General features: G+C 65.1%; 18 protein-coding genes. 13 read left to right on the forward strand and 5 right to left on the reverse strand.

From position 1 onward, the window contains the following. Nucleotides 1–78: 78 nt before the first annotated feature. Nucleotides 79–522 carry a DUF5330 domain-containing protein gene (locus RPS27_RS34845; RefSeq protein ID WP_194407148.1) on the forward strand — a complete coding sequence of 148 codons (444 nt, stop codon included), beginning with the start codon at nucleotides 79–81 and terminating at the stop codon, nucleotides 520–522. Nucleotides 523–590: 68 nt separating this feature from the next. Further along, nucleotides 591–1,019, forward strand: a complete 429-nt coding sequence (locus tag RPS27_RS34850; RefSeq protein WP_194407147.1) for a SufE family protein — start codon at nucleotides 591–593, stop codon at nucleotides 1,017–1,019. Nucleotides 1,020–1,159: 140 nt separating this feature from the next. Here RPS27_RS34850 and RPS27_RS34855 read toward each other — a convergent pair whose 3' ends face one another. Together RPS27_RS34855 and RPS27_RS34860 are read right to left on the reverse strand one after the other, a co-directional pair. Further along, complete coding sequence (locus tag RPS27_RS34855) at nucleotides 1,160–1,579, reverse strand: MucR family transcriptional regulator (RefSeq protein WP_194407146.1); 420 nt, start codon at nucleotides 1,577–1,579, stop codon at nucleotides 1,160–1,162. Nucleotides 1,580–1,712: 133 nt separating this feature from the next. Further along, nucleotides 1,713–2,597: a DUF308 domain-containing protein gene (locus tag RPS27_RS34860; RefSeq protein ID WP_211417657.1), complete on the reverse strand. Its 885-nt coding sequence runs from the start codon at nucleotides 2,595–2,597 to the stop codon at nucleotides 1,713–1,715. 310 nt (nucleotides 2,598–2,907) lie between these two features. Between RPS27_RS34860 and RPS27_RS34865 the strand changes: the two genes are divergently transcribed. Both RPS27_RS34865 and RPS27_RS34870 read left to right on the forward strand, forming a co-directional pair. Beyond that, entirely contained in the window at nucleotides 2,908–4,557 is a 1,650-nt protein-coding gene (locus RPS27_RS34865; protein WP_212067160.1) for a glycosyltransferase family 39 protein, read from the forward strand. Nucleotides 4,558–4,677: 120 nt separating this feature from the next. Next, nucleotides 4,678–5,457 carry a class II aldolase/adducin family protein gene (locus RPS27_RS34870; RefSeq protein WP_145663372.1) on the forward strand — a complete coding sequence of 260 codons (780 nt, stop codon included), beginning with the start codon at nucleotides 4,678–4,680 and terminating at the stop codon, nucleotides 5,455–5,457. Nucleotides 5,458–5,647: 190 nt separating this feature from the next. Here the strand turns inward: RPS27_RS34870 and RPS27_RS34875 are convergent, their stop codons facing one another. After that, on the reverse strand, nucleotides 5,648–7,054 hold the full coding sequence (locus RPS27_RS34875) for a M20/M25/M40 family metallo-hydrolase (protein ID WP_212067202.1): 1,407 nt from the start codon (nucleotides 7,052–7,054) through the stop codon (nucleotides 5,648–5,650). A 131-nt stretch (nucleotides 7,055–7,185) separates the two neighbouring features. Continuing rightward, nucleotides 7,186–8,808: a helicase HerA-like domain-containing protein gene (locus tag RPS27_RS34880; RefSeq protein ID WP_212067161.1), complete on the reverse strand. Its 1,623-nt coding sequence runs from the start codon at nucleotides 8,806–8,808 to the stop codon at nucleotides 7,186–7,188. Nucleotides 8,809–9,157: 349 nt separating this feature from the next. Here RPS27_RS34880 and RPS27_RS34885 point away from each other — a divergent pair, with 349 nt between their 5' ends. From RPS27_RS34885 to RPS27_RS34925, 9 genes are all read left to right on the forward strand, one after another. Further along, nucleotides 9,158–9,523 carry a DUF2267 domain-containing protein gene (locus tag RPS27_RS34885; RefSeq protein ID WP_211417661.1) on the forward strand — a complete coding sequence of 122 codons (366 nt, stop codon included), beginning with the start codon at nucleotides 9,158–9,160 and terminating at the stop codon, nucleotides 9,521–9,523. A 41-nt stretch (nucleotides 9,524–9,564) separates the two neighbouring features. Next, on the forward strand, nucleotides 9,565–9,972 hold the full coding sequence (locus RPS27_RS34890; RefSeq protein ID WP_194407141.1) for a DUF4332 domain-containing protein: 408 nt from the start codon (nucleotides 9,565–9,567) through the stop codon (nucleotides 9,970–9,972). 233 nt (nucleotides 9,973–10,205) lie between these two features. Continuing rightward, a complete protein-coding gene (folP, locus tag RPS27_RS34895; protein ID WP_212067162.1) occupies nucleotides 10,206–11,075 on the forward strand; it encodes a dihydropteroate synthase in 870 nt (289 codons plus the stop codon). After that, nucleotides 11,075–11,443 carry a dihydroneopterin aldolase gene (gene folB / locus RPS27_RS34900; protein ID WP_027533885.1) on the forward strand — a complete coding sequence of 123 codons (369 nt, stop codon included), beginning with the start codon at nucleotides 11,075–11,077 and terminating at the stop codon, nucleotides 11,441–11,443. Before folP ends, folB begins: the two co-directional genes overlap by 1 nt. A gap of 1 nt (nucleotide 11,444) precedes the next feature. Further along, nucleotides 11,445–11,936 carry a 2-amino-4-hydroxy-6-hydroxymethyldihydropteridine diphosphokinase gene (gene folK, locus RPS27_RS34905; protein ID WP_313754988.1) on the forward strand — a complete coding sequence of 164 codons (492 nt, stop codon included), beginning with the start codon at nucleotides 11,445–11,447 and terminating at the stop codon, nucleotides 11,934–11,936. Between the two features lie 82 nt (nucleotides 11,937–12,018). Continuing rightward, a complete protein-coding gene (locus RPS27_RS34910) occupies nucleotides 12,019–13,890 on the forward strand; it encodes a methylmalonyl-CoA mutase family protein (RefSeq protein WP_313754989.1) in 1,872 nt (623 codons plus the stop codon). Further along, nucleotides 13,887–14,351 carry a GFA family protein gene (locus RPS27_RS34915; protein WP_140478053.1) on the forward strand — a complete coding sequence of 155 codons (465 nt, stop codon included), beginning with the start codon at nucleotides 13,887–13,889 and terminating at the stop codon, nucleotides 14,349–14,351. Before RPS27_RS34910 ends, RPS27_RS34915 begins: the two co-directional genes overlap by 4 nt. 16 nt (nucleotides 14,352–14,367) lie before the next feature. Continuing rightward, nucleotides 14,368–16,524 carry a methylmalonyl-CoA mutase gene (gene scpA / locus RPS27_RS34920; RefSeq protein WP_212067203.1) on the forward strand — a complete coding sequence of 719 codons (2,157 nt, stop codon included), beginning with the start codon at nucleotides 14,368–14,370 and terminating at the stop codon, nucleotides 16,522–16,524. A 58-nt stretch (nucleotides 16,525–16,582) separates the two neighbouring features. After that, a complete protein-coding gene (locus RPS27_RS34925; protein ID WP_409517587.1) occupies nucleotides 16,583–17,350 on the forward strand; it encodes an RsiV family protein in 768 nt (255 codons plus the stop codon). A 7-nt stretch (nucleotides 17,351–17,357) separates the two neighbouring features. Here RPS27_RS34925 and RPS27_RS34930 read toward each other — a convergent pair whose 3' ends face one another. Then, a complete protein-coding gene (locus RPS27_RS34930; RefSeq protein ID WP_212067166.1) occupies nucleotides 17,358–17,837 on the reverse strand; it encodes an SRPBCC family protein in 480 nt (159 codons plus the stop codon). Nucleotides 17,838–17,892 lie beyond the last annotated feature (55 nt).

Below are 17,892 nucleotides of genomic sequence, written 5' to 3' on the forward strand. Positions count from 1 at the left end.
TGCGATTTATCGAGAGTTGCTAGGTCCGACATCCCCGGAGTTCGCCGCGGACGGGATCTACCATACAGGTCGATAGAGATGCGCTTTCTGCTCCGCATCACATTCTGGCTCGGGCTGGTGCTGGTGCTCCTGCCGCGGGACAAGACGCCCGAATCGGACAAGCTGCCGCAGATCGGCGCTGCCGACGCGGTTCAGGCTGCGACCGCGGCCGTCTCCGACATGACCCAGTTCTGCAAGCGCCAGCCGGCGGCCTGCGAGGTCGGCGGGCAGGCCGCGACCATCATCGGCCAGCGCGCCCAGGACGGCGCGAAGAAGATCTACCAGATCATCAACGACAAGAAAGATCAGATCACCAACGACAAGAACGAGAAAAACGACAAGAACGACAAGAAGGCGCCCGACCATACCGGCTCGATCGCCATGGCCGGCGAAGGCGATGCCGTCTCGAGCGAAGCGCCGCACGACACCCTGAGTCAGGACGATCTCGCGCTGGAATGGCGCGGCCCTCAAGCAGCGAATTAGGCCCCAAACCCTATCGATTTCGCCGCTTCGCATCCCTATATTGGCGGGAAGCGGGAACACGGGCCAGCATGACGACAATCGACGAAATCAGGGACAATTTCGAGCTTCTGGACGAGTGGGACGACCGCTACCGGTATGTCATCGAGCTTGGCCGCACCCTGGAACCGATGCCGGAGGCGGAACATTCCGCCGCGAACAAGGTGAACGGCTGCGTCAGCCAGGTCTGGCTGCAGAAGCTGGTCGACCGCAGCCATGGCGCGCCGATCCTGAAGTATCGCGGCGACAGCGACGCCCATATCGTGCGCGGGCTGGTTGCGATCGTGCTGTCGCTCTATTCGGGCCGCACGCCGCAGGAGATTCTCGATACCGACGCGATCGCGGTGTTCAACGAGTTCGGCTTTCGCGATCATCTGACGCCGCAGCGCTCCAACGGCCTTCGCTCGATGGTCGAGCGCATCAAGACCGACGCGAAAGAAGCGCTCGCGGAAGCGTCGTAAGTAGCTTTCGCAGGGGGCGGAAAGCGAAGCGTGCCCACGTCCTGAGCGTGATCGGAAAAAACTCATGGCCACGGCGCGCAAGAGCGCACCTTGCCCGCCCTGCGACACCTCCCGAGCAGCGGCGTGTCACGCTACCCGCGCTACTTCCCCTTCTTCCGCTGCTGCTGCCCGAGGCCCATCTGCTTGGCCAACTGCGAGCGCGCCACTGCGTAGTTCGGCGCGACCATGGGATAGTCGGCCGGCAGGCCCCATTTCTCGCGATATTGCTCCGGCGTCATGTTGTACTGCGTGCGCAGATGGCGCTTCAGCGATTTGAAGCGCTTGCCGTCTTCCAGACAGACCAGATAATCCGGTGCGATCGACTTCTTCAGCGAGACCGCGGGCTTCGCCGGTTCGAGCGGTGCGGTCTCGGTGCGGCCGGACGACACCCGCACCAGCGCGCCATGCACCTGGCTGATCAGGTTCGGAATATCGGCGGCCGGCGTCGGGTTGTTGCCGACATAGGCCGACACGATGCTCGCCGTCAGCTCGATGAAATTCTTCGCCCCAGCGTCCGACATCGGCCCGCCCTCTCTCCACCTTGCGCCTCACGGGATAGACGACGCCGAACTATCCGTGTCAACCAGACGTTCGGCCGAAATGCGACAACTGGCGAGGATGAGCTGACGACGGGTGGAGGGAGCTCTATCTCGCTCAGCCGCGCTGGTCGAGATGCGAGCGCAGTTCGTCGATCGAGGCAAAGCGCATCATGCCCTCCGGCATCTGCGCTTCGATCGAGCCGTCGGAATAGAGCGAATAGGCCATGCCGTCGACGATGCCGGATTTGAGCACGGTGACGGGCGGCTGCTCGACAGGTGGTGGAGGCGCCGGCTCCGGCGCAGGCGGGGCGGCCTCCGCGAAGGTCGATGGCGAACGCGGCGGCGGGCGACGCAAGGCAGGCGGCGGCTCCGGCGGACGCATACGGTCCGGCTTCGGCCAGGCATCGTCGAAGCTTGCAGATGGAGTCTCCAGGGCCTCACTGGGCTCGGCAGGCAGTTGCGGCGGCGCGCCGTCGGTGGCCTTCGCCTCGGCACGCTCCCGCTCCTTGCGCGAGGTCGAGGCGAACAACAGATTGCGCCGGCGTGGCGCTTCCGGAGCCGCGAGCGGCGTTGCAGCCTCAGGCTCCGGCGGCGTCTCGATGCGCGGACGCTCCCGCGCGGCAGCTTCGCTCTGCCACGGCGGCGGGCCTGCAGCCGGTGGCGGCGGTGGCGGCGCCGACTCGTTTCTTGCCTCGCTCCTTGCCGCCGATGCAGGCATCGGCTCGGGCGCAGCGGCGCCCGGCCCGGATGCACCGAGGCCCGGCAGCACGGGCCTGACCCGCACCTCGGATGGCGCACCAGCCAGCCGGCGCGCGATGCCCCGCAGTTCCGCGACCACGACATAGAGGCCGGCCAGTAACAATCCGGAGCAGACGGCGATGGTGCCCGAGATTATGAGGGGGCTGCCGAGGCTGAACTCCCTGACTGAGAAGCCGAACAGGATCGAAAGGAGGCCCGCCACGACGGCGAAAATCCCCGCGATCAACAATGCCAAGGTCATCGAACTCACCCCCGGCCGCACGTCCACACGCGACCCGTCACGCCACGATACCGTCATACGGTGTTCCACGCCAACGACCAAATACATGCAGCGTTCCTAATGGGAAGGAAATCAGGGACTTATTCACATTCCCTTCAGCTAGGGCTCGCTACTGCTGGGTGACTGCCGCTGATCCGGAATTGCTGCGTCGCATCAGGAATTTAGCCATAATGCCCAATTACTTGGTAATGGAACTGCGCTATAGGGAGTCCGGGGTTGAGGCCCGCGCGCACCAGCAGGGCCAAGAGGGGATTCCGGGGCACCGATAGCCATGACATCCATCACGACTTCGGCGATCGACACGCCGCAGCGGCGCTCGGTCGAACGAACTTGCGACGATCTTGCCATGCTGGTGCTGGCTGCGGTCGCCGTCATTGCCGGCTTGACCTTCCGCGACTACGGCCTCGGCTGGGACGATTACACCCACGCTGAATATGCCGACCTGCTGCTGCGCATGTTCGGTTCCGGCTTCAAGGACACCGCGGCGCTCTCCTTCGCCAATCTCTACATGTATGGCGGCGGCTTCGACATGGTCGCGGCCCTCCTGCACAAGGTCATTCCGCTCGAATTGTTCGAGACGCGACGCCTGGTCGGCGCCATCGTCGGCGTGATCGGACTTGCGGTGACCTGGCGCCTCGCCCGCCGCATCGGCGGCCCCCTCGCCGGCCTGGCCGCACTCCTGCTGCTCGCGCTCTGCCCGATCTTCTACGGCCACATGTTCATGAACCCGAAGGACGCGCCCTTCGCGGTGGCCATGATCATCCTGATGCTCGGCCTCGTCCGGCTCGCCGAGGAATATCCTCAGCCGTCGCCGCGCACGATCCTGATCGTCGGGCTCGGCGCGGGCCTCTCGCTCGGCTGCCGCATTCTCGGCGGGCTTGCGCTGGTCTATGCCATGCTCGGCTTCGTGCCGCTGTTCCTGGAGGAACTGCGCGGCGAGGGTCTGCGCGAGGCTATCAGGCGCTTCGCCCATGTCGTCTATGTGCTGCTGCCCGGCCTCGCCTTCGGCTATCTCGTGATGGGCCTGATCTGGCCGTGGTCGATCCTGGAGCCCGGCAATCCCTTCGAGGCGCTGACCTATTTCTCGCACTTCTTCGAGAAGCCGTGGAAGGAGATGTTCGACGGCGCGATCGTGTCGGTGCCCGACATGCCGTGGTCCTATCTGCCGACGCTGTTCGCGCTCCAGTTGCCCGAGGTGATGCTGGTGCTGACGGCCGGCGCCGTGGTCAGCACCTTCGCCATGCTGCCGCGAGGCCACGTGCCGGCGCGGCGCAAGACCATCATGCTGATGCTGACGCTGGCTGCGACCCTGCCGCTCGCGATCGCGATGGTGAAGCGGCCGGCGCTGTACAATGGCATCCGCCATTTCGTGTTCGTGATTCCGCCGATGGCGGTGCTGGGCGGCGTCGCATTCGCAAGGGCAATGGAGCGCCTGCGCACCAATCACCGCACCTGGCAGCCGGTCGTGCTCGCGACCTTCTGCTTCGGCCTCGCGCTGTCGCTCGCCGAGATGATCCGGCTGCATCCCTACCAATACACGCATTTCAACCACATCGCCGGCACCGTACGCGGCGCCGACGACCGCTTCATGCTGGACTATTGGGGTCTGGCGCTGAAGCAGGCCTCCGACGAGTTGCGCGAGCAGATCGTCGAGCGCCAGGAAGTGCCGCCGGCTGGCCGCAAATGGAAGGTCGCGGTGTGCGGTCCGCAGCGCCCGGCGCAGGTCGCCCTCGGGCCCGACTTCACCATCGGCTGGGATTCCAACGCGGCCGATTTCGCGATGACGCTCGGCGAGTTCTACTGCAAGGGCCTCACCGCGCCCGTGATGGTCGAGATCAAGCGCGACGACGTGGTGTTCGCCCGCGTCTACGACATCCGCGGCCGCAGCATTTCCAGCCTGCTGTCGATCCCCGCGCCGTAATGATCTTTGTGGCCCGCTCCATGCGGGCTACGCTGGACTGCCGCGCTCTGCGTGCCTTGCTGCCAACCTGGAGCGGTACTACGCTCCTCCCCGCAACAACGATGTTCGGAGAGACCAGCCATGTCGCCAGCGGAAGCGCGCCTGAAGGAAGTGCCGTCCAACATGACGGAGGCCGAGTGGCAGCAACGGGTCAATCTCGCCGCCTGCTATCGCCTGGTCGCGCTGTACGGCTGGGACGATCTGGTCGACACCCACATCTCCGCCCGCGTGCCCGGTCCCGACCATCACTTCCTCATCAACCCCTATGGGCTGATGTTCGACGAGATCACGGCCTCGAGCCTCGTCAAGGTCGACCTGCACGGCAACCAGCTCTCCGAGAGCGAATACAGCATCAACCCGGCCGGCTTCACCATTCATTCTGCGATCCACGAGGTGCGCGAGGACGCGATCTGCGTGCTGCATCTCCACACCCTCGACGGCACCGCGGTGTCGAGCAGCGCGGAGGGTCTCTTGCCGCTGAACCAGACCGCCCAGCTCGTCACCCACGACCTCGCCTATCACGACTATGAAGGCATCGCGCTCGACCACGACGAGCGGCCGCGGCTGCAGAAGGATCTCGGCGACCACAACCACATGCTGCTGCGCAATCACGGCACGCTGACGGTCGGCCGCTCGGTCGCCTCCGCCTTCGAGCGCATGTACCACCTCGAGCGCGCCTGCTCGATGCAGGTGCGCACGCGCGCGCTCGGTACGCCGGTCTATCCGGTCGAGGAAATCGCGATCGAGAAGAACACCGAGCTGCTCGCCAACCGCGATCGCGCCGAGCTGCGCGCGACGAACCTCGTCTGGCCGCCCTTGCTGCGCAAGCTCGACCGCGAGCTTCCGGGCTACCGGTCTTGAGATTTTCGGGATTTGGTGTAGAGTAGCTCTCAACGAACCTCTACGCCTTTTGGAATGAAACGCCGCCCAATTCCGGGCGGCGTTTTTATTTTGGGCCACTCGTCATTGCGAGAAGCGAAGTGACGAAGCAATCCGCGGCGGGATTTCTGGATTGCTTCGCTGCGCTCGCGATGACGGGGACAGAGTGCCCTTATTTCACTTCCGCGAGCGCGGCGAGGATCCTTGCCCAGGAGCGGATGCCCTTTTGGAAGCTGCGCAGGTCGTATTTCTCGTTCGGCGAGTGGATGTTGTCGTCATCGAGGCCGAAGCCGACCAGCAGCGAGTCGAGGCCGAGCGTGCGTTTGAAGTCGGCGACGATCGGGATCGAGGCACCCGAGCCCATCAGCACGGTCTCCTTGCCCCATTCCTCCGTGAGCGCCTTGCTGGCCGCCGCAAGCGGCTTCATGTTCCAGTCGAGCGCGACGGCGGGCGCGGCGGAATGGTCGTCGAACTCGACCTTGCAGTCGCCCGGCAGCCGCGCCGTGACGTAGTCGCGGAAGGCTTTGCGGATCTTTTGCGGGTCCTGCCCTTCGACCAGGCGGAACGAGACCTTGGCCGAGGCGTGCGAGGGGATCACCGTCTTGGAGCCCTCGCCGATATAGCCACCCCAGATGCCGTTGACATCGCAGGTCGGGCGCGACGATGCCTGCTCGATCAGCAGCCGGCCCTTTTCGCCCGCCGGGATCGACAGGCCGATCGGCTTGAGGAACATCTCCGGCGTCAGGTTGAGCTTCTTCCATTGCGCGAGGATGTCCGGCGGCAGATCCTTCACCCCGTCATAGAAGCCGGGAATGGTGATGCGGTTGTCGTCGTCGAACAGGCCGCCGAGAATTTTCGTGAGCACCCGGATCGGGTTCATCGCGCTGCCGCCGAACACGCCGGAATGCAGGTCGCGATTGGCGGCAGTGATCTTCAGCTCTTCATAGAGCAGGCCGCGCAGCGAGGTCGTGATCGCCGGCGTGTTGCGATCCCACATGCCGGTGTCGCAGACCAGCACGTAGTCGGCCTTGAACTCGTCCTTGTTGGCCTCGATGAAGGGCACGAAATTCTTCGAGCCGACCTCCTCCTCGCCTTCGATCAGGAAGGTGACGTCGATCGGCAGCGAGCCGGTCACTTTCTTCCAGGCACGACAGGCTTCGACGAAGGTCATCACCTGGCCCTTGTCGTCCTCGGCGCCGCGCGCGACGATGATCTTGCGGCCGTCGGCGTGGTCGGTCACGACGGGCTCGAACGGCGGACGGTGCCAGAGATCGAGCGGATCGACAGGCTGCACATCGTAATGGCCGTAGAAGATCACATGCGGCCGCCCGCCGGACTTGCCGTCTCCCTGGGTCTTGCCGACGATCGCGGGATGGCCCGCGGTCGGCCTCACCTCGGTGGCGACGCCGAGGCTCGCGATGTCCTTGGCGAGATGGTCCGCCGCCGCCTTGCAATCCCCGGCAAAGGCCGGATCCGCGGAAATCGACTTGATCCGGAGCAGTGCGAACAGACGCTCCAGGCTGTTGTCGAAGTCCTTGTCGATGTGATCGAGCACGGATTGAAGCTGCGCATGGGCCATGGTCATGTTCCTGATTTCCGGTGTCGAGATATCTGCGCTTTTAGCGCCGCCGCCGCGCCGGTGCCAGCCACGACACGACGTAGCAAGCCTGCGCATGGCGGGCGTCTCGAAGGTGGCGACGCGAGAGCTGCCTACCTTCGCAGCAATCCGCCGAGCGCGCCGCGAACCAGCGTGCGGCCGATCGAGCCGCCGAGCTGGCCGCCGAGCGATTTGCCGATATTGGCCGCCATCCCGCCGATCACCTGGTTGGTGACCGATCGCGTCACATCCCGCGCGATGACCTGGCCGGTCGACATGCGGCCGCGCTTGACGTTGGTGCCGAACACCGTGCCGACGATCGAGCCGATCTGGCCAAGAATGCCGCCGCCGCTTCCGCCAGCCGATCCGTCGGCCGTCGCCGCCGTGCCGGCGATGCGCTTCTGGATCATCTCGTAGGCGGACTCTTCATCGACCGCGGTGTCGTATTTACCCTTCACCGGGCTTGCAGCCATGATCGCCTTGCGCTCGTCCGGCGTGATCGGTCCGATGCGGGCCGACGGCGGACGGATCATCACCCGCTCGACCATGGTCGGCGTGCCGTTACCTTCGAGGAAGGACACCAGCGCCTCGCCCTTGCCGAGCTCCATGATCACCTTGGCGGTATCGAGCTTGGGGTTGGGCCGAAAGGTCTGGGCCGCGGCCGCGACCGCCTTCTGGTCGCGCGGGGTGAAGGCGCGCAGCGCGTGCTGCACCCGGTTACCCAGCTGTCCGAGCACACGGTCGGGCACGTCGATCGGGTTCTGCGTCACGAAGTAGATGCCGACACCCTTGGAGCGGATCAGGCGGACCACCTGCTCGATCTTGTCCATCAGCGCCTTGGGCGCGTCGTTGAACAGCAGATGCGCCTCGTCGAAGAAGAACACCAGCTTCGGCTTGGGCAGATCGCCGGCCTCGGGCAACTCCTCGAACAGCTCCGACAGCATCCACAGCAGGAATGTCGCGTAAAGCCTGGGGTTCTGCAGCAGCTTGTCGGCGACCAGGATGTTGACCATGCCGCGGCCGTCGCGGTCGGTCTTCATGAAGTCCTTCAGCGTCAGCGCCGGCTCGCCGAAGAATTTGGTGCCGCCCTGGTTCTCCAGCACCAGCAGCTGGCGCTGGATGGTGCCGACGGTGGCCTTGGTGACGTTGCCGAACCCCTGAGCCGCCTTTTTGACGTCGGCCAGCGGGCTCTCTTCGGCATCCGCCCCCTTCTTTCCGCTATCGGGCACGATGGCGTCGAGCAGTGCGCGGAGATCCTTCATGTCGATCAGGGTCAGCCCGGCGTCGTCGGCGACGCGGAAGGCGACGTTGAGCACGCCTTCCTGCACGTCGTTCAGATCGAGCATGCGCGCGAGCAGAAGCGGCCCCATTTCCGTGACGGTCGCGCGCACCGGGTGGCCCTGCTCGCCGAACACGTCCCAGAACACCGTCGAGAACTGGTCGGGCTGGAATGTCAGCCCCATCTCGGAAGCGCGCTTGAGGATGAAGTCCTTGGCTTCGCCGACCTCGGAGATGCCGGAGAGGTCGCCCTTGATGTCGGCGGCGAAGACCGGAACGCCGGCGCGCGCAAATCCTTCGGCCATGACCTGCAGCGTCACGGTCTTGCCGGTTCCGGTTGCACCGGTAACGAGGCCGTGGCGATTGGCCAGCGCCAGCGCCAGCCATGCCTGCTCGTCTCCCTTGCCGACGAAGATCTTGTCGTCGGTATCGCCGAGCTTGCTGTCCTGTGCGGTCATACTTCTCTCTGATCTCTTCTGCCGGGTTTCGCGTATTGAAACTCGAATGCACCAGTTCCGTAGTTTAACGCATGTCGCGCGCCGATTAAAACCATTCAACGCGCTCCGCGCATGCGACATTGTCGGAAACCGACGAATGCTATCAGCCAAAAGTAGGAACGAGCCGTTCGCAACGCGGCATTTTTTCGCCGATTCCATCTCCGCTCTTGCAACGCTGCAACACCTTTTGCGCGTTCGAAGGTGAATCGCGGCGAGGCCCGCGTTCATCGCTTGTATTTCACATCACACCGGCTCAAGATCATTTTCGAAAGCAATACTCCGGCATACAACCGGCTGAGGGGCGGGCCTTATGGACGAGCTGATCGGGCGGCTGGCGACAAACGCCAGCATAGATGGTGCTGTCGCTGAAAAGACCGTCGGCATCATCCTGGGCTTCCTCCGCAGCGAGGGTCCTCCCGATAGCGTGCAGGCCCTGATCGATCAGATCCCCGGAGCGGAAGCCGCGATCGAGGCATCCAGGAGCGGCGGCGGACTGTCGCGGCTGATGGGCGGCGGCCTGATGGCGGTCGGCACGCGCCTGATGGGCCTGGGGCTCGGCATGTCGGAGATTCAAAAAGTCGCCCGTGAACTTTTCCGCTTCGGCCGAGACAAAATCGGAGCGGATCAGATGGGCAAGATCGTTGCGGGGACGCCGGGCCTCAGCCAATTCGCCTGAGCCTTATTTCGCCTGAGCCTTGGCATTTCATATCGAGTATCATGACATATCCGATCTCCGAGATTGAGGGCCTGTCGGTCTTTGCCGCCAACAAGTTGAAGGCGGAAGGTATCCGCACCACCGACGCGCTGCTCGAGGCGGCCGGCACGGTGAAGGGCCGCAAGGCGCTGTCCGCCAAGACCGGCATCAGCGAGCAGTTGCTGCTGGAATGGGCCAACGTCTCCGACTACATGCGCATCCCCGGCATGGGCCGGGCCAAGGTCGGCCTCGTCCGCGCCGCCGGCGTCACCACCGTGCGCGAACTCGCCTATCGCAATCCGGCAAGGCTCGCCCAGAGCATGCGCGACGCCAACGAGAAGAAGAAGCTGCTCCGTATCCTGCCCTCCGAGAAGTCGGTCGGCGACATCATCGCCAAGGCGAAGAAGCTGCAGCCGAAGATCACGTATTAGCTGTGGCGTATTGGTCCGCCCTCTCCCCGTCATGCTGAGGTGCGAAGCACGGGACGCAGCGCGTCCCGTGGAGCGCCTCGAAGAATGAGCGGCCACACCTCGACAGCCGGGCCGTCGCCCTTCGAGGGCCGCTGAAGGAATGGCCACCTCAGGGTGACGGGAAAGCGAGGCTCGTAGCCCTCGGCATCCCGACCCCGCTTGACTCCCCCTCCCCGACCGCTAAAGCCACCCGCATGAATGCCTCGCCCTCCCCAACCGTCTCCGCGGCCGGCTCGGCCGGGCCAGATGCGCTGCGGACGCTGCTGGAACGGCCTGTCCCGGCGGTGATGGGCGTGCTCAACGTCACCCCGGACTCCTTCTCCGACGGCGGCGAGTTCATCACGCCCGACAAGGCGCTCGCGCGCGCGCGGGCGATGATCGCGGACGGCGTCGACATCATCGATATCGGGGCCGAGTCCACCCGGCCCTACAAGGGCGCGAAGCCGGTCACGGCGGACGACGAGCTCGCCCGGCTGAAGCCGGTGCTGGCTGGCGTCGCGGCCCTCGGCGTGCCGGTCTCGATCGACAGCATGAAGGCGGAGGTTGTGGCCTTCGCGCTCGACCAGGGCGCGTCAATCGCCAACGACGTCTGGGGCCTGCAGCGCGACCCCGCCATGGCGCCGCTGGTGGCCGCAAGAGGCGTGCCCATCATCGTCATGCACAACCGCGACGACGCCGATCCCGCCATCGACATCGTCACGGACATGAAGACGTTCTTCCTGCGCTCGCTGGATATCGCCGCCAAGGCCGGCATCGCCCGCGACAAGATCGTGCTCGATCCCGGCATCGGCTTCGGCAAGACCGCCGAGCAGAGCATGACCGCGCTGGCGCGCTTACGCGAATTCGAGATGTTCGGCCTGCCGATCCTGGTCGGCGCCTCGCGAAAACGCTTCATCGCCTCGGTGTCGCCGTCCGAGCCATCGGGGCGTCTCGCCGGCTCGATCGCCGCGCATCTAATCGCCGCGCAGCGCGGCGCCAAGATCATCCGGACCCATGACGTCGCCGAGACCCTGCAGGCCCTGCGGGTCGCGCACGCGATCGAGGGCAAGCCAGAGGGCAAGTAATGACCGACACGATCTTCGTCACCGGCCTGTCGATCCATGCCCGCCACGGCGTGATGGATCACGAAACCGAAGTCGGCCAGCGCTTCGTCATCGACCTCGAGCTCTATACCGACCTGTCGGAGCCCTCGCGCAGCGACCGGCTCGCCGACACCGTGTCCTATGCCGACGTGGTGGCGACCACGACGGCGGCGTTCAAGAACACCAATTACAAGCTTCTGGAGCGCGCCGCCGGCGCGGTGGCCGATGCCATCCTGTCGCACTTCCCGCGGATCCGCGCCGTGAAGATCACCGTGCACAAGCCGCATGCGCCGATCGCCGCGATCTTCGACGATGTCGGCATCATGCTGACGCGCTCGCGGCATCCCTGACATGGCGAGCGTACTGATCGCACTCGGCGGCAATGTCGGCGATGTCCGCGCGACGTTCCGCAAAGCGATCGCGCACATCTGCGGCATGGCGCAAGGCGCATTGATCGCACGCTCTTCGGACTATGCGACCCCGCCCTGGGGCGACCAGGACCAAGCCCCCTTCACCAATGCCTGCATCGAGATCGAGACCGGCCTCGATCCGCACGCGCTGCTGTTCGTGCTGCAGAAGGTCGAGCAGAAGTTCGGCCGCACGCGCGACAAGGATCGGCGCTGGGGCCCGCGCACGCTCGATCTCGACATGATCGCCTATGACGATGTGTCCTTGCAGAAGCCCGACCTGACCTTGCCGCATCCGCGCCTGTTCGAGCGCGCCTTCGTGCTGGTGCCGCTGGCCGAGATCGCGCCGGACCGCGTGATCTCGGGCATTCGTGTGCGCGACGGGCTTGCCAGCGTCTGGACGCAAGGCATTGAGCGGCTTCCGGATACCGGTTAACCAAAAACGACCGTTTGCAGGGACGGTCCGCCGTGGCAAATTCGCCCCGCGAATAACAAGACGTTTGGGAGCCCCTCGCCGCATGACCTCCGTGACTGACGACCTGCCGCTGGCGGCGGATTTTCCCAAGGCGACCGCCGAGGACTGGCGCAAGCTGGTCGATGGCGTGCTGAAGGGCGCGCCGTTCGAGAAACTGGTCGGCAAGACCTATGACGGACTCAAGATCGATCCGCTCTATCCGCGCGCCAAGGATGTCGCGCTCGTGGCGGGACGGGCTGCGGCCGCGCCCTGGCAAATCATCCAGCGGATCGACCATCCCGATGCGGCGCTTGCCAATGCGCAGGCCTTGCAGGATCTGGAGAACGGCGCGACCGGGCTCGCGCTGGTGTTCGCCGGCGCAAACGGCGCTTACGGTTTCGGGCTGGAACCTTCGGCCGACGCGGTCGCAAAGGTCCTGAAGGACATTCATCTCGATGCCGGCATCGGCCTAGAGCTTCAGATCGGTCCGCAGTCGCGGATGGCGGCGATCCATGTCGCGGAATATGTGAAGACCCAGGGCCTCGATCCCGCGGCCTGCAACATTCGCTTCGGGCTCGATCCGCTCGCGGCCGGCGCGGTGTGGGGCCACAGCCCCTACACGTGGGAAGAGATCGCTCCCGCGATCACCGGTGCCATCAAGGGCCTCGCCGGGCTCGGCTTCAAGGGACCGTTCGCCTCCGCCGACGGACGCGTGATCCACGATGCCGGCGGCTCCGAGGTGCAGGAGCTCGCCTTCGTGCTCGCTTGCGGCGTCGCTTATCTGCGCGCGATCGAAGGCGCCGGTATTCCGCTGGAAGCCGCGCAAGGCATGGTCTACGCGCGGCTGTCCGCCGACGCGGACCAGTTCCTGACCATGGCCAAATTCCGCGCGCTGCGGCTGCTCTGGGCGCGTATCGAAACAGCGTGCGGGCTGACGCCGAAGCCGCTGTTCATCGCTGCCGATACGGCCTGGCGCATGCTGACGCAGCGCGATCCCTACGTGAACATGCTGCGCGCGACCATCGCGACGTTTGCCGCCGGGCTCGCCGGCGCCAACGCGATCACCGTGCTGCCGCATACGCTGGCGCTCGGGCTGCCCGATCCGTTCGCGCGCCGCGTGGCGCGCAACACGCAGCTTTTGCTGCTGGAAGAAAGCAATCTCGCCAAGGTCAGCGATCCCGCAGCGGGCGCCGGCGGCATCGAGACGCTGACCGCGCAGCTTTGCGAAGCCGCCTGGGCCCTGTTCCAGGAGAGCGAGAAGGCCGGCGGCGCTTTTGCCGCGCTTCAGCAAGGCCTGTTCCAGAGCAAGGTCGCGGCCGCGCGAAAAGCGCGTGACGCCAACATCGCAAAACGTCGCGACGTGCTGACCGGCGCCAGCGAGTTTCCAAACCTGCATGAAAGCGAAGCCACCGTCCTGAAGGCCACGCCGGTCGCGCTCGCCCCCTATGGCGAGCAGAAGTATAAATTCGATCCGCTGCCGCCGATCCGGCTCGCGGAACCGTTTGAGGCACTGCGCGACAAATCCGATGCGATGCTGAAGGCGCGCGGGACGCGGCCAAAAGTATTTTTGGCCAACCTCGGCACGCCCGCCGATTTCACGGCGCGCGCGACCTTTGCCAAAAGCTTCTTCGAGGCCGGCGGCATCGAGGCCACGGGCAGCGAAGGCTTTGTCGATCCAGCGAAGCTTACCGCCGCCTTCAAGGCTTCCGGCGCCGAGCTGGCCTGCCTGTGTTCCAGCGACAAGGTCTATGCGGAACACGCCGAAGCCGCGGCCAAGGCCCTGCAAACCACGGGCGCGCGACATATCTATCTGGCGGGTCGCCCTGCTGATGCCGAGGCGACGCTGCGGGCCGCCGGCGTCACAGGCTTTGTCTTCGCCGGAGGCGATGCGCTTGCCACGCTGCAAGACGCCTATCGACGGATGGAGCAGCCATGACCGACACCTCTAAACCCGTTCTCACCGGCGGCTGCCAATGCGGGGCGGTGCGCTTCGGCGTCACGACGGCGCCGAACCGGGTCTCGATCTGCCACTGCCGCATGTGCCAGAAGGCGGCCGGCGCGCCGTTCGCCTCCTTTGCCGACATCAACAAGACCGATTTCACCTGGACCAAGGGGCAGCCGTCCTTCTTCCGCTCCTCCACCATTGCCGAACGCGGCTTCTGCGCCGCCTGCGGCACCCCGCTGAGTTTCGGCCGGATCGACGGCGACCGCATCGAGATCATGACCGGCGCCTTCGACCGCCCCGACCGGGTGATCCCGACCCGGCAGTTCGGCACCGAATCCCGCCTCGGCTGGGTGGTCGGCATCGCCAATCTGCCGAGCCAGACCACGCAACAGAATTACGGACCGGAGAAGATGGCGACCATCGTCAGCCATCAGCATCCGGATCATGATTGATGATATGGTTGAAGCCATGAGCCGCATTCCGAATTTTGCCGACATCGCCTTCGAAAGGGCTACCACCGCCGCGCCCGCGGGGAGCGCCGAGCCGTGGCTGACGCCCGAGGGAATCCTGGTGAAGCCCGCTTATGGCGAAGCCGATCTTGCGGGCCTCGACTTCCTCGAGACCTATCCGGGCATCGCGCCCTATCTGCGCGGTCCCTATCCGACCATGTATGTCAACCAGCCCTGGACGGTCAGGCAATATGCCGGCTTCTCCACGGCGGAAGATTCCAACGCGTTCTACCGCCGCAACCTCGCTGCCGGACAGAAGGGCCTCTCGGTCGCCTTCGACCTCGCGACCCATCGCGGCTATGACTCCGACCATCCGCGCGTCGGCGGCGACGTCGGCATGGCTGGTGTCGCCATCGATTCCATCTACGACATGCGCACGCTGTTTGCGGGCATTCCGCTCGACCAGATGAGCGTGTCCATGACCATGAACGGCGCGGTGCTGCCGATCCTCGCGCTGTATGTCGCGGCGGCCGAAGAACAGGGCGTGCCGCCGGAGAAGCTGTCGGGCACCATTCAGAACGACATTCTGAAAGAGTTCATGGTACGCAACACCTACATCTATCCGCCCGCGCCCTCGATGCGGATCATCTCGGACATTTTTGCCTACACCTCGCAAAAGATGCCGAAATACAATTCGATCTCGATCTCCGGCTATCACATGCAGGAGGCCGGTGCGACGCAGGACCTCGAGCTTGCCTATACGCTCGCCGACGGCGTCGAATATCTGCGCGCCGGACTTGCCGCCGGTCTCGACGTCGACCGCTTCGCACCGCGCCTGTCGTTCTTCTGGGCCATCGGCATGAACTTCTTCATGGAAGTGGCAAAACTGCGCGCCGCGCGGCTGCTCTGGGCGAAGCTCCTGAAACCCTTCAACCCGAAGGATCCGCGCTCGCTGTCGCTGCGCACGCATAGCCAGACCTCGGGCTGGTCGCTGACCGCGCAGGATGTCTTCAACAACGTGATGCGCACCACCGTCGAGGCGATGGCGGCGACGCAAGGCCACACCCAGTCGCTGCACACCAACGCGCTCGACGAGGCGCTGGCGCTGCCGACCGATTTCTCGGCGCGCATCGCCCGCAACACCCAGCTGTTCCTGCAGCAGGAGAGCGGCACGACGCGGATCATCGATCCCTGGGGCGGCTCTTATTATGTCGAGCGTCTCACCCGCGACCTCGCGGCCAAGGCCTGGAGCCATATCCAGGAGGTCGAGGAGCTCGGCGGCATGGCAAAGGCGATCGAGGCCGGTCTGCCGAAGCTGCGCATCGAGGAAGCCTCCGCCAAGACCCAGGCCCGCATCGACGCCGGCAAGCAGGCGGTGATCGGCGTCAACAAGTACAAGCCGACCGACGAGGACAAGATCGAGATCCTGAAGGTCGACAATTCCAACGTCCGGCGCCTGCAGATCGACAAGCTGACGCGGCTGAAATCCGAGCGCAACCAGAAGGACGTCGATGCCGCGCTCGCCGCGATCACGCGTTCGGCCGGCGAGGGCAACGGCAATCTGCTGGCGCTCGCGATTGATGCTGCGCGGGCCAAGGCGACCGTCGGCGAAATTTCCGACGCAATGGAGAAGGTGTTCGGCCGGCACCGCGCCGAGATCAAATCCATCACCGGCGTCTACAAGCGGGAGGCGTCCAGCATGGGCAACCAGGTCGAGAAGGTTCAGGCGCTGATCGACGCCTTCGAGGAGGCCGAAGGCCGCCGCCCGCGCATCCTGGTCGCCAAGATCGGCCAGGACGGCCACGACCGCGGCCAGAAGGTGATTGCGTCCGCGTTTGCCGATATCGGCTTCGACGTCGATATCGGGCCGCTGTTTGCCACCGCGGATGAGGCCGCCCGGCAGGCGGTCGAGAACGACGTGCACATCCTCGGCGTCTCCTCGCTCGCCGCCGCCCATCTGACCGCCGTGCCGGAGCTGAAGGCCGCGCTGAAGAAGCAGGGCCGCGACGACATCATGATCATCGTCGGCGGCGTGGTGCCCCCGCAGGATTACGATGCGCTCTATGCCGCAGGCGCGGAAGCCATCTTCCCGCCGGGCACGGTGATCGCGGAGGCCGCCGAAGAGCTGATCCGCAAGCTGAACGCCCGGCTCGGCCATAGCGAGGCGGCGGAGTAGCTTCGCCGTCTATTTTCCGGCAAGAAAGGTTTGCGTGATGTTTCTCGCGCCAGGTTTCATGCGCGCGCTCGCTGTTGCCGCGGTTTGCAGCGCGCTGTTCGGTCCCACCCACGCCGCCGACCCCAAGCCCGACACCGTCATCAAGACCAAGAGCATCGAGGCGCGCCTCTTCCTCGACGACAAGATCAAGGCGAATGCGGCACTGGCGGCGGACTGCCTCGCCGAAGGCAAAAAGTGGCTCGACAAGAATGCGGCCGAAGCTGCCGCCGCGCGCAAAACCGATCCGCAGTTCTTTAAAGACGGCGGCTGGGATTTCGAGCGCAAATACTCAATCCGCTCCGTCGTCGCCGATCGCTATGTCAGCATCCTGCGCGACGACTACATGAACACTCGCGGCGCGCATCCCAATTCGGACGTGAACACGATCCTGTGGGACAAGGCGGACAACAAGCGCATCTCGATCCGCCCGTTCTTCACCGAGACCGCCGACAACGGCGCGACCATGAAGGCGATGGTGAAGGCCATCATCACCTCGCTGAAGGCCGAGAAGAAGAAGCGCGACGCCGGCGAGACCGCAACCGAGGAATGGTTCAAGGAGCTGAAACCGAGCCTGCTCAAGATCGGTGCGGTGACGCTGGCGCCGTCAACTGAAGCCGGCAAGAGCTCCGGCCTCACCTTCCACTATCCGTCCTACGCCGTCGGCCCCTATGCCGAAGGCGAGTATGTCGCCTTCGTGCCGTGGGAGACGCTGAAGCCTTACCTGGCGGCGGAAGGCACCCGCATCTTCGGCGGCGCGCGGCCGAAGGGCGATGCGGACGAGCCGTGAGCGATCGCTAACCGGATCGCGGATGAGCCCGCGCCAATGTCCGGGCAAGTGAATCCGTCCAATCCGGAATCCAGGACGCAAACAGGGCCTGCCAGCGATCGGCGTCCGCGGGCTCGGTCTCGAGATCGACCGACCATTCGATGAGGGTACGGTCGCCCTCGGTGATCGGGCGCAGATGCATGGTGCCTTGATAGCGTGTCGGTGCCGGCGCCTGACGTCCGTCATATTGCGGATAGGGCAGCGCTTCGAGGCCGGCATAGGTCAGGGTGTGCTTGCGGTCCGAATGATCGACCAGGCGCTGGCGGATCCAGTTTCCGAGATAGCAGAAGCGCCTGATGGCGCCGACTTCATCGCCGCGCTTGTCGTCTTCGATCACGCTCTCGCTGACGCCGTCGATATAGGCGGGATAATTGTTGAAATCGCGGATCAACGACCAGACTTGGTCCAGCGGGCGGTCCAGCACGGCGCTGTAATAGGCTTGGGTCATCGTTACTTGCCTTCGGCTTTCGTTACGCGCTCAGGTTGGTGGAGCGCGCAGACAA

The sequence above is a fragment of the Bradyrhizobium sp. WYCCWR 12699 genome (assembly GCF_032144035.1).
GTDB lineage: Bacteria > Pseudomonadota > Alphaproteobacteria > Rhizobiales > Xanthobacteraceae > Bradyrhizobium.

What these genes read in the sequence shown, in the direction of transcription:
- RPS27_RS34845 (WP_194407148.1), top strand. Translation starts at nt 79, where the DNA reads ATGCGCTTTCTGCTCCGCATCACATTCTGGCTCGGGCTGGTGCTGGTG.
- RPS27_RS34850 (WP_194407147.1), top strand. Translation starts at nt 591, where the DNA reads ATGACGACAATCGACGAAATCAGGGACAATTTCGAGCTTCTGGACGAG.
- RPS27_RS34855 (WP_194407146.1), bottom strand. Translation starts at nt 1,579, where the DNA reads ATGTCGGACGCTGGGGCGAAGAATTTCATCGAGCTGACGGCGAGCATC.
- RPS27_RS34860 (WP_211417657.1), bottom strand. Translation starts at nt 2,597, where the DNA reads ATGACCTTGGCATTGTTGATCGCGGGGATTTTCGCCGTCGTGGCGGGC.
- RPS27_RS34865 (WP_212067160.1), top strand. Translation starts at nt 2,908, where the DNA reads ATGACATCCATCACGACTTCGGCGATCGACACGCCGCAGCGGCGCTCG.
- RPS27_RS34870 (WP_145663372.1), top strand. Translation starts at nt 4,678, where the DNA reads ATGTCGCCAGCGGAAGCGCGCCTGAAGGAAGTGCCGTCCAACATGACG.
- RPS27_RS34875 (WP_212067202.1), bottom strand. Translation starts at nt 7,054, where the DNA reads ATGGCCCATGCGCAGCTTCAATCCGTGCTCGATCACATCGACAAGGAC.
- RPS27_RS34880 (WP_212067161.1), bottom strand. Translation starts at nt 8,808, where the DNA reads ATGACCGCACAGGACAGCAAGCTCGGCGATACCGACGACAAGATCTTC.
- RPS27_RS34885 (WP_211417661.1), top strand. Translation starts at nt 9,158, where the DNA reads ATGGACGAGCTGATCGGGCGGCTGGCGACAAACGCCAGCATAGATGGT.
- RPS27_RS34890 (WP_194407141.1), top strand. Translation starts at nt 9,565, where the DNA reads ATGACATATCCGATCTCCGAGATTGAGGGCCTGTCGGTCTTTGCCGCC.
- folP (WP_212067162.1), top strand. Translation starts at nt 10,206, where the DNA reads ATGAATGCCTCGCCCTCCCCAACCGTCTCCGCGGCCGGCTCGGCCGGG.
- folB (WP_027533885.1), top strand. Translation starts at nt 11,075, where the DNA reads ATGACCGACACGATCTTCGTCACCGGCCTGTCGATCCATGCCCGCCAC.
- folK (WP_313754988.1), top strand. Translation starts at nt 11,445, where the DNA reads ATGGCGAGCGTACTGATCGCACTCGGCGGCAATGTCGGCGATGTCCGC.
- RPS27_RS34910 (WP_313754989.1), top strand. Translation starts at nt 12,019, where the DNA reads ATGACCTCCGTGACTGACGACCTGCCGCTGGCGGCGGATTTTCCCAAG.
- RPS27_RS34915 (WP_140478053.1), top strand. Translation starts at nt 13,887, where the DNA reads ATGACCGACACCTCTAAACCCGTTCTCACCGGCGGCTGCCAATGCGGG.
- scpA (WP_212067203.1), top strand. Translation starts at nt 14,368, where the DNA reads ATGAGCCGCATTCCGAATTTTGCCGACATCGCCTTCGAAAGGGCTACC.
- RPS27_RS34925 (WP_409517587.1), top strand. Translation starts at nt 16,583, where the DNA reads ATGCGCGCGCTCGCTGTTGCCGCGGTTTGCAGCGCGCTGTTCGGTCCC.
- RPS27_RS34930 (WP_212067166.1), bottom strand. Translation starts at nt 17,837, where the DNA reads ATGACCCAAGCCTATTACAGCGCCGTGCTGGACCGCCCGCTGGACCAA.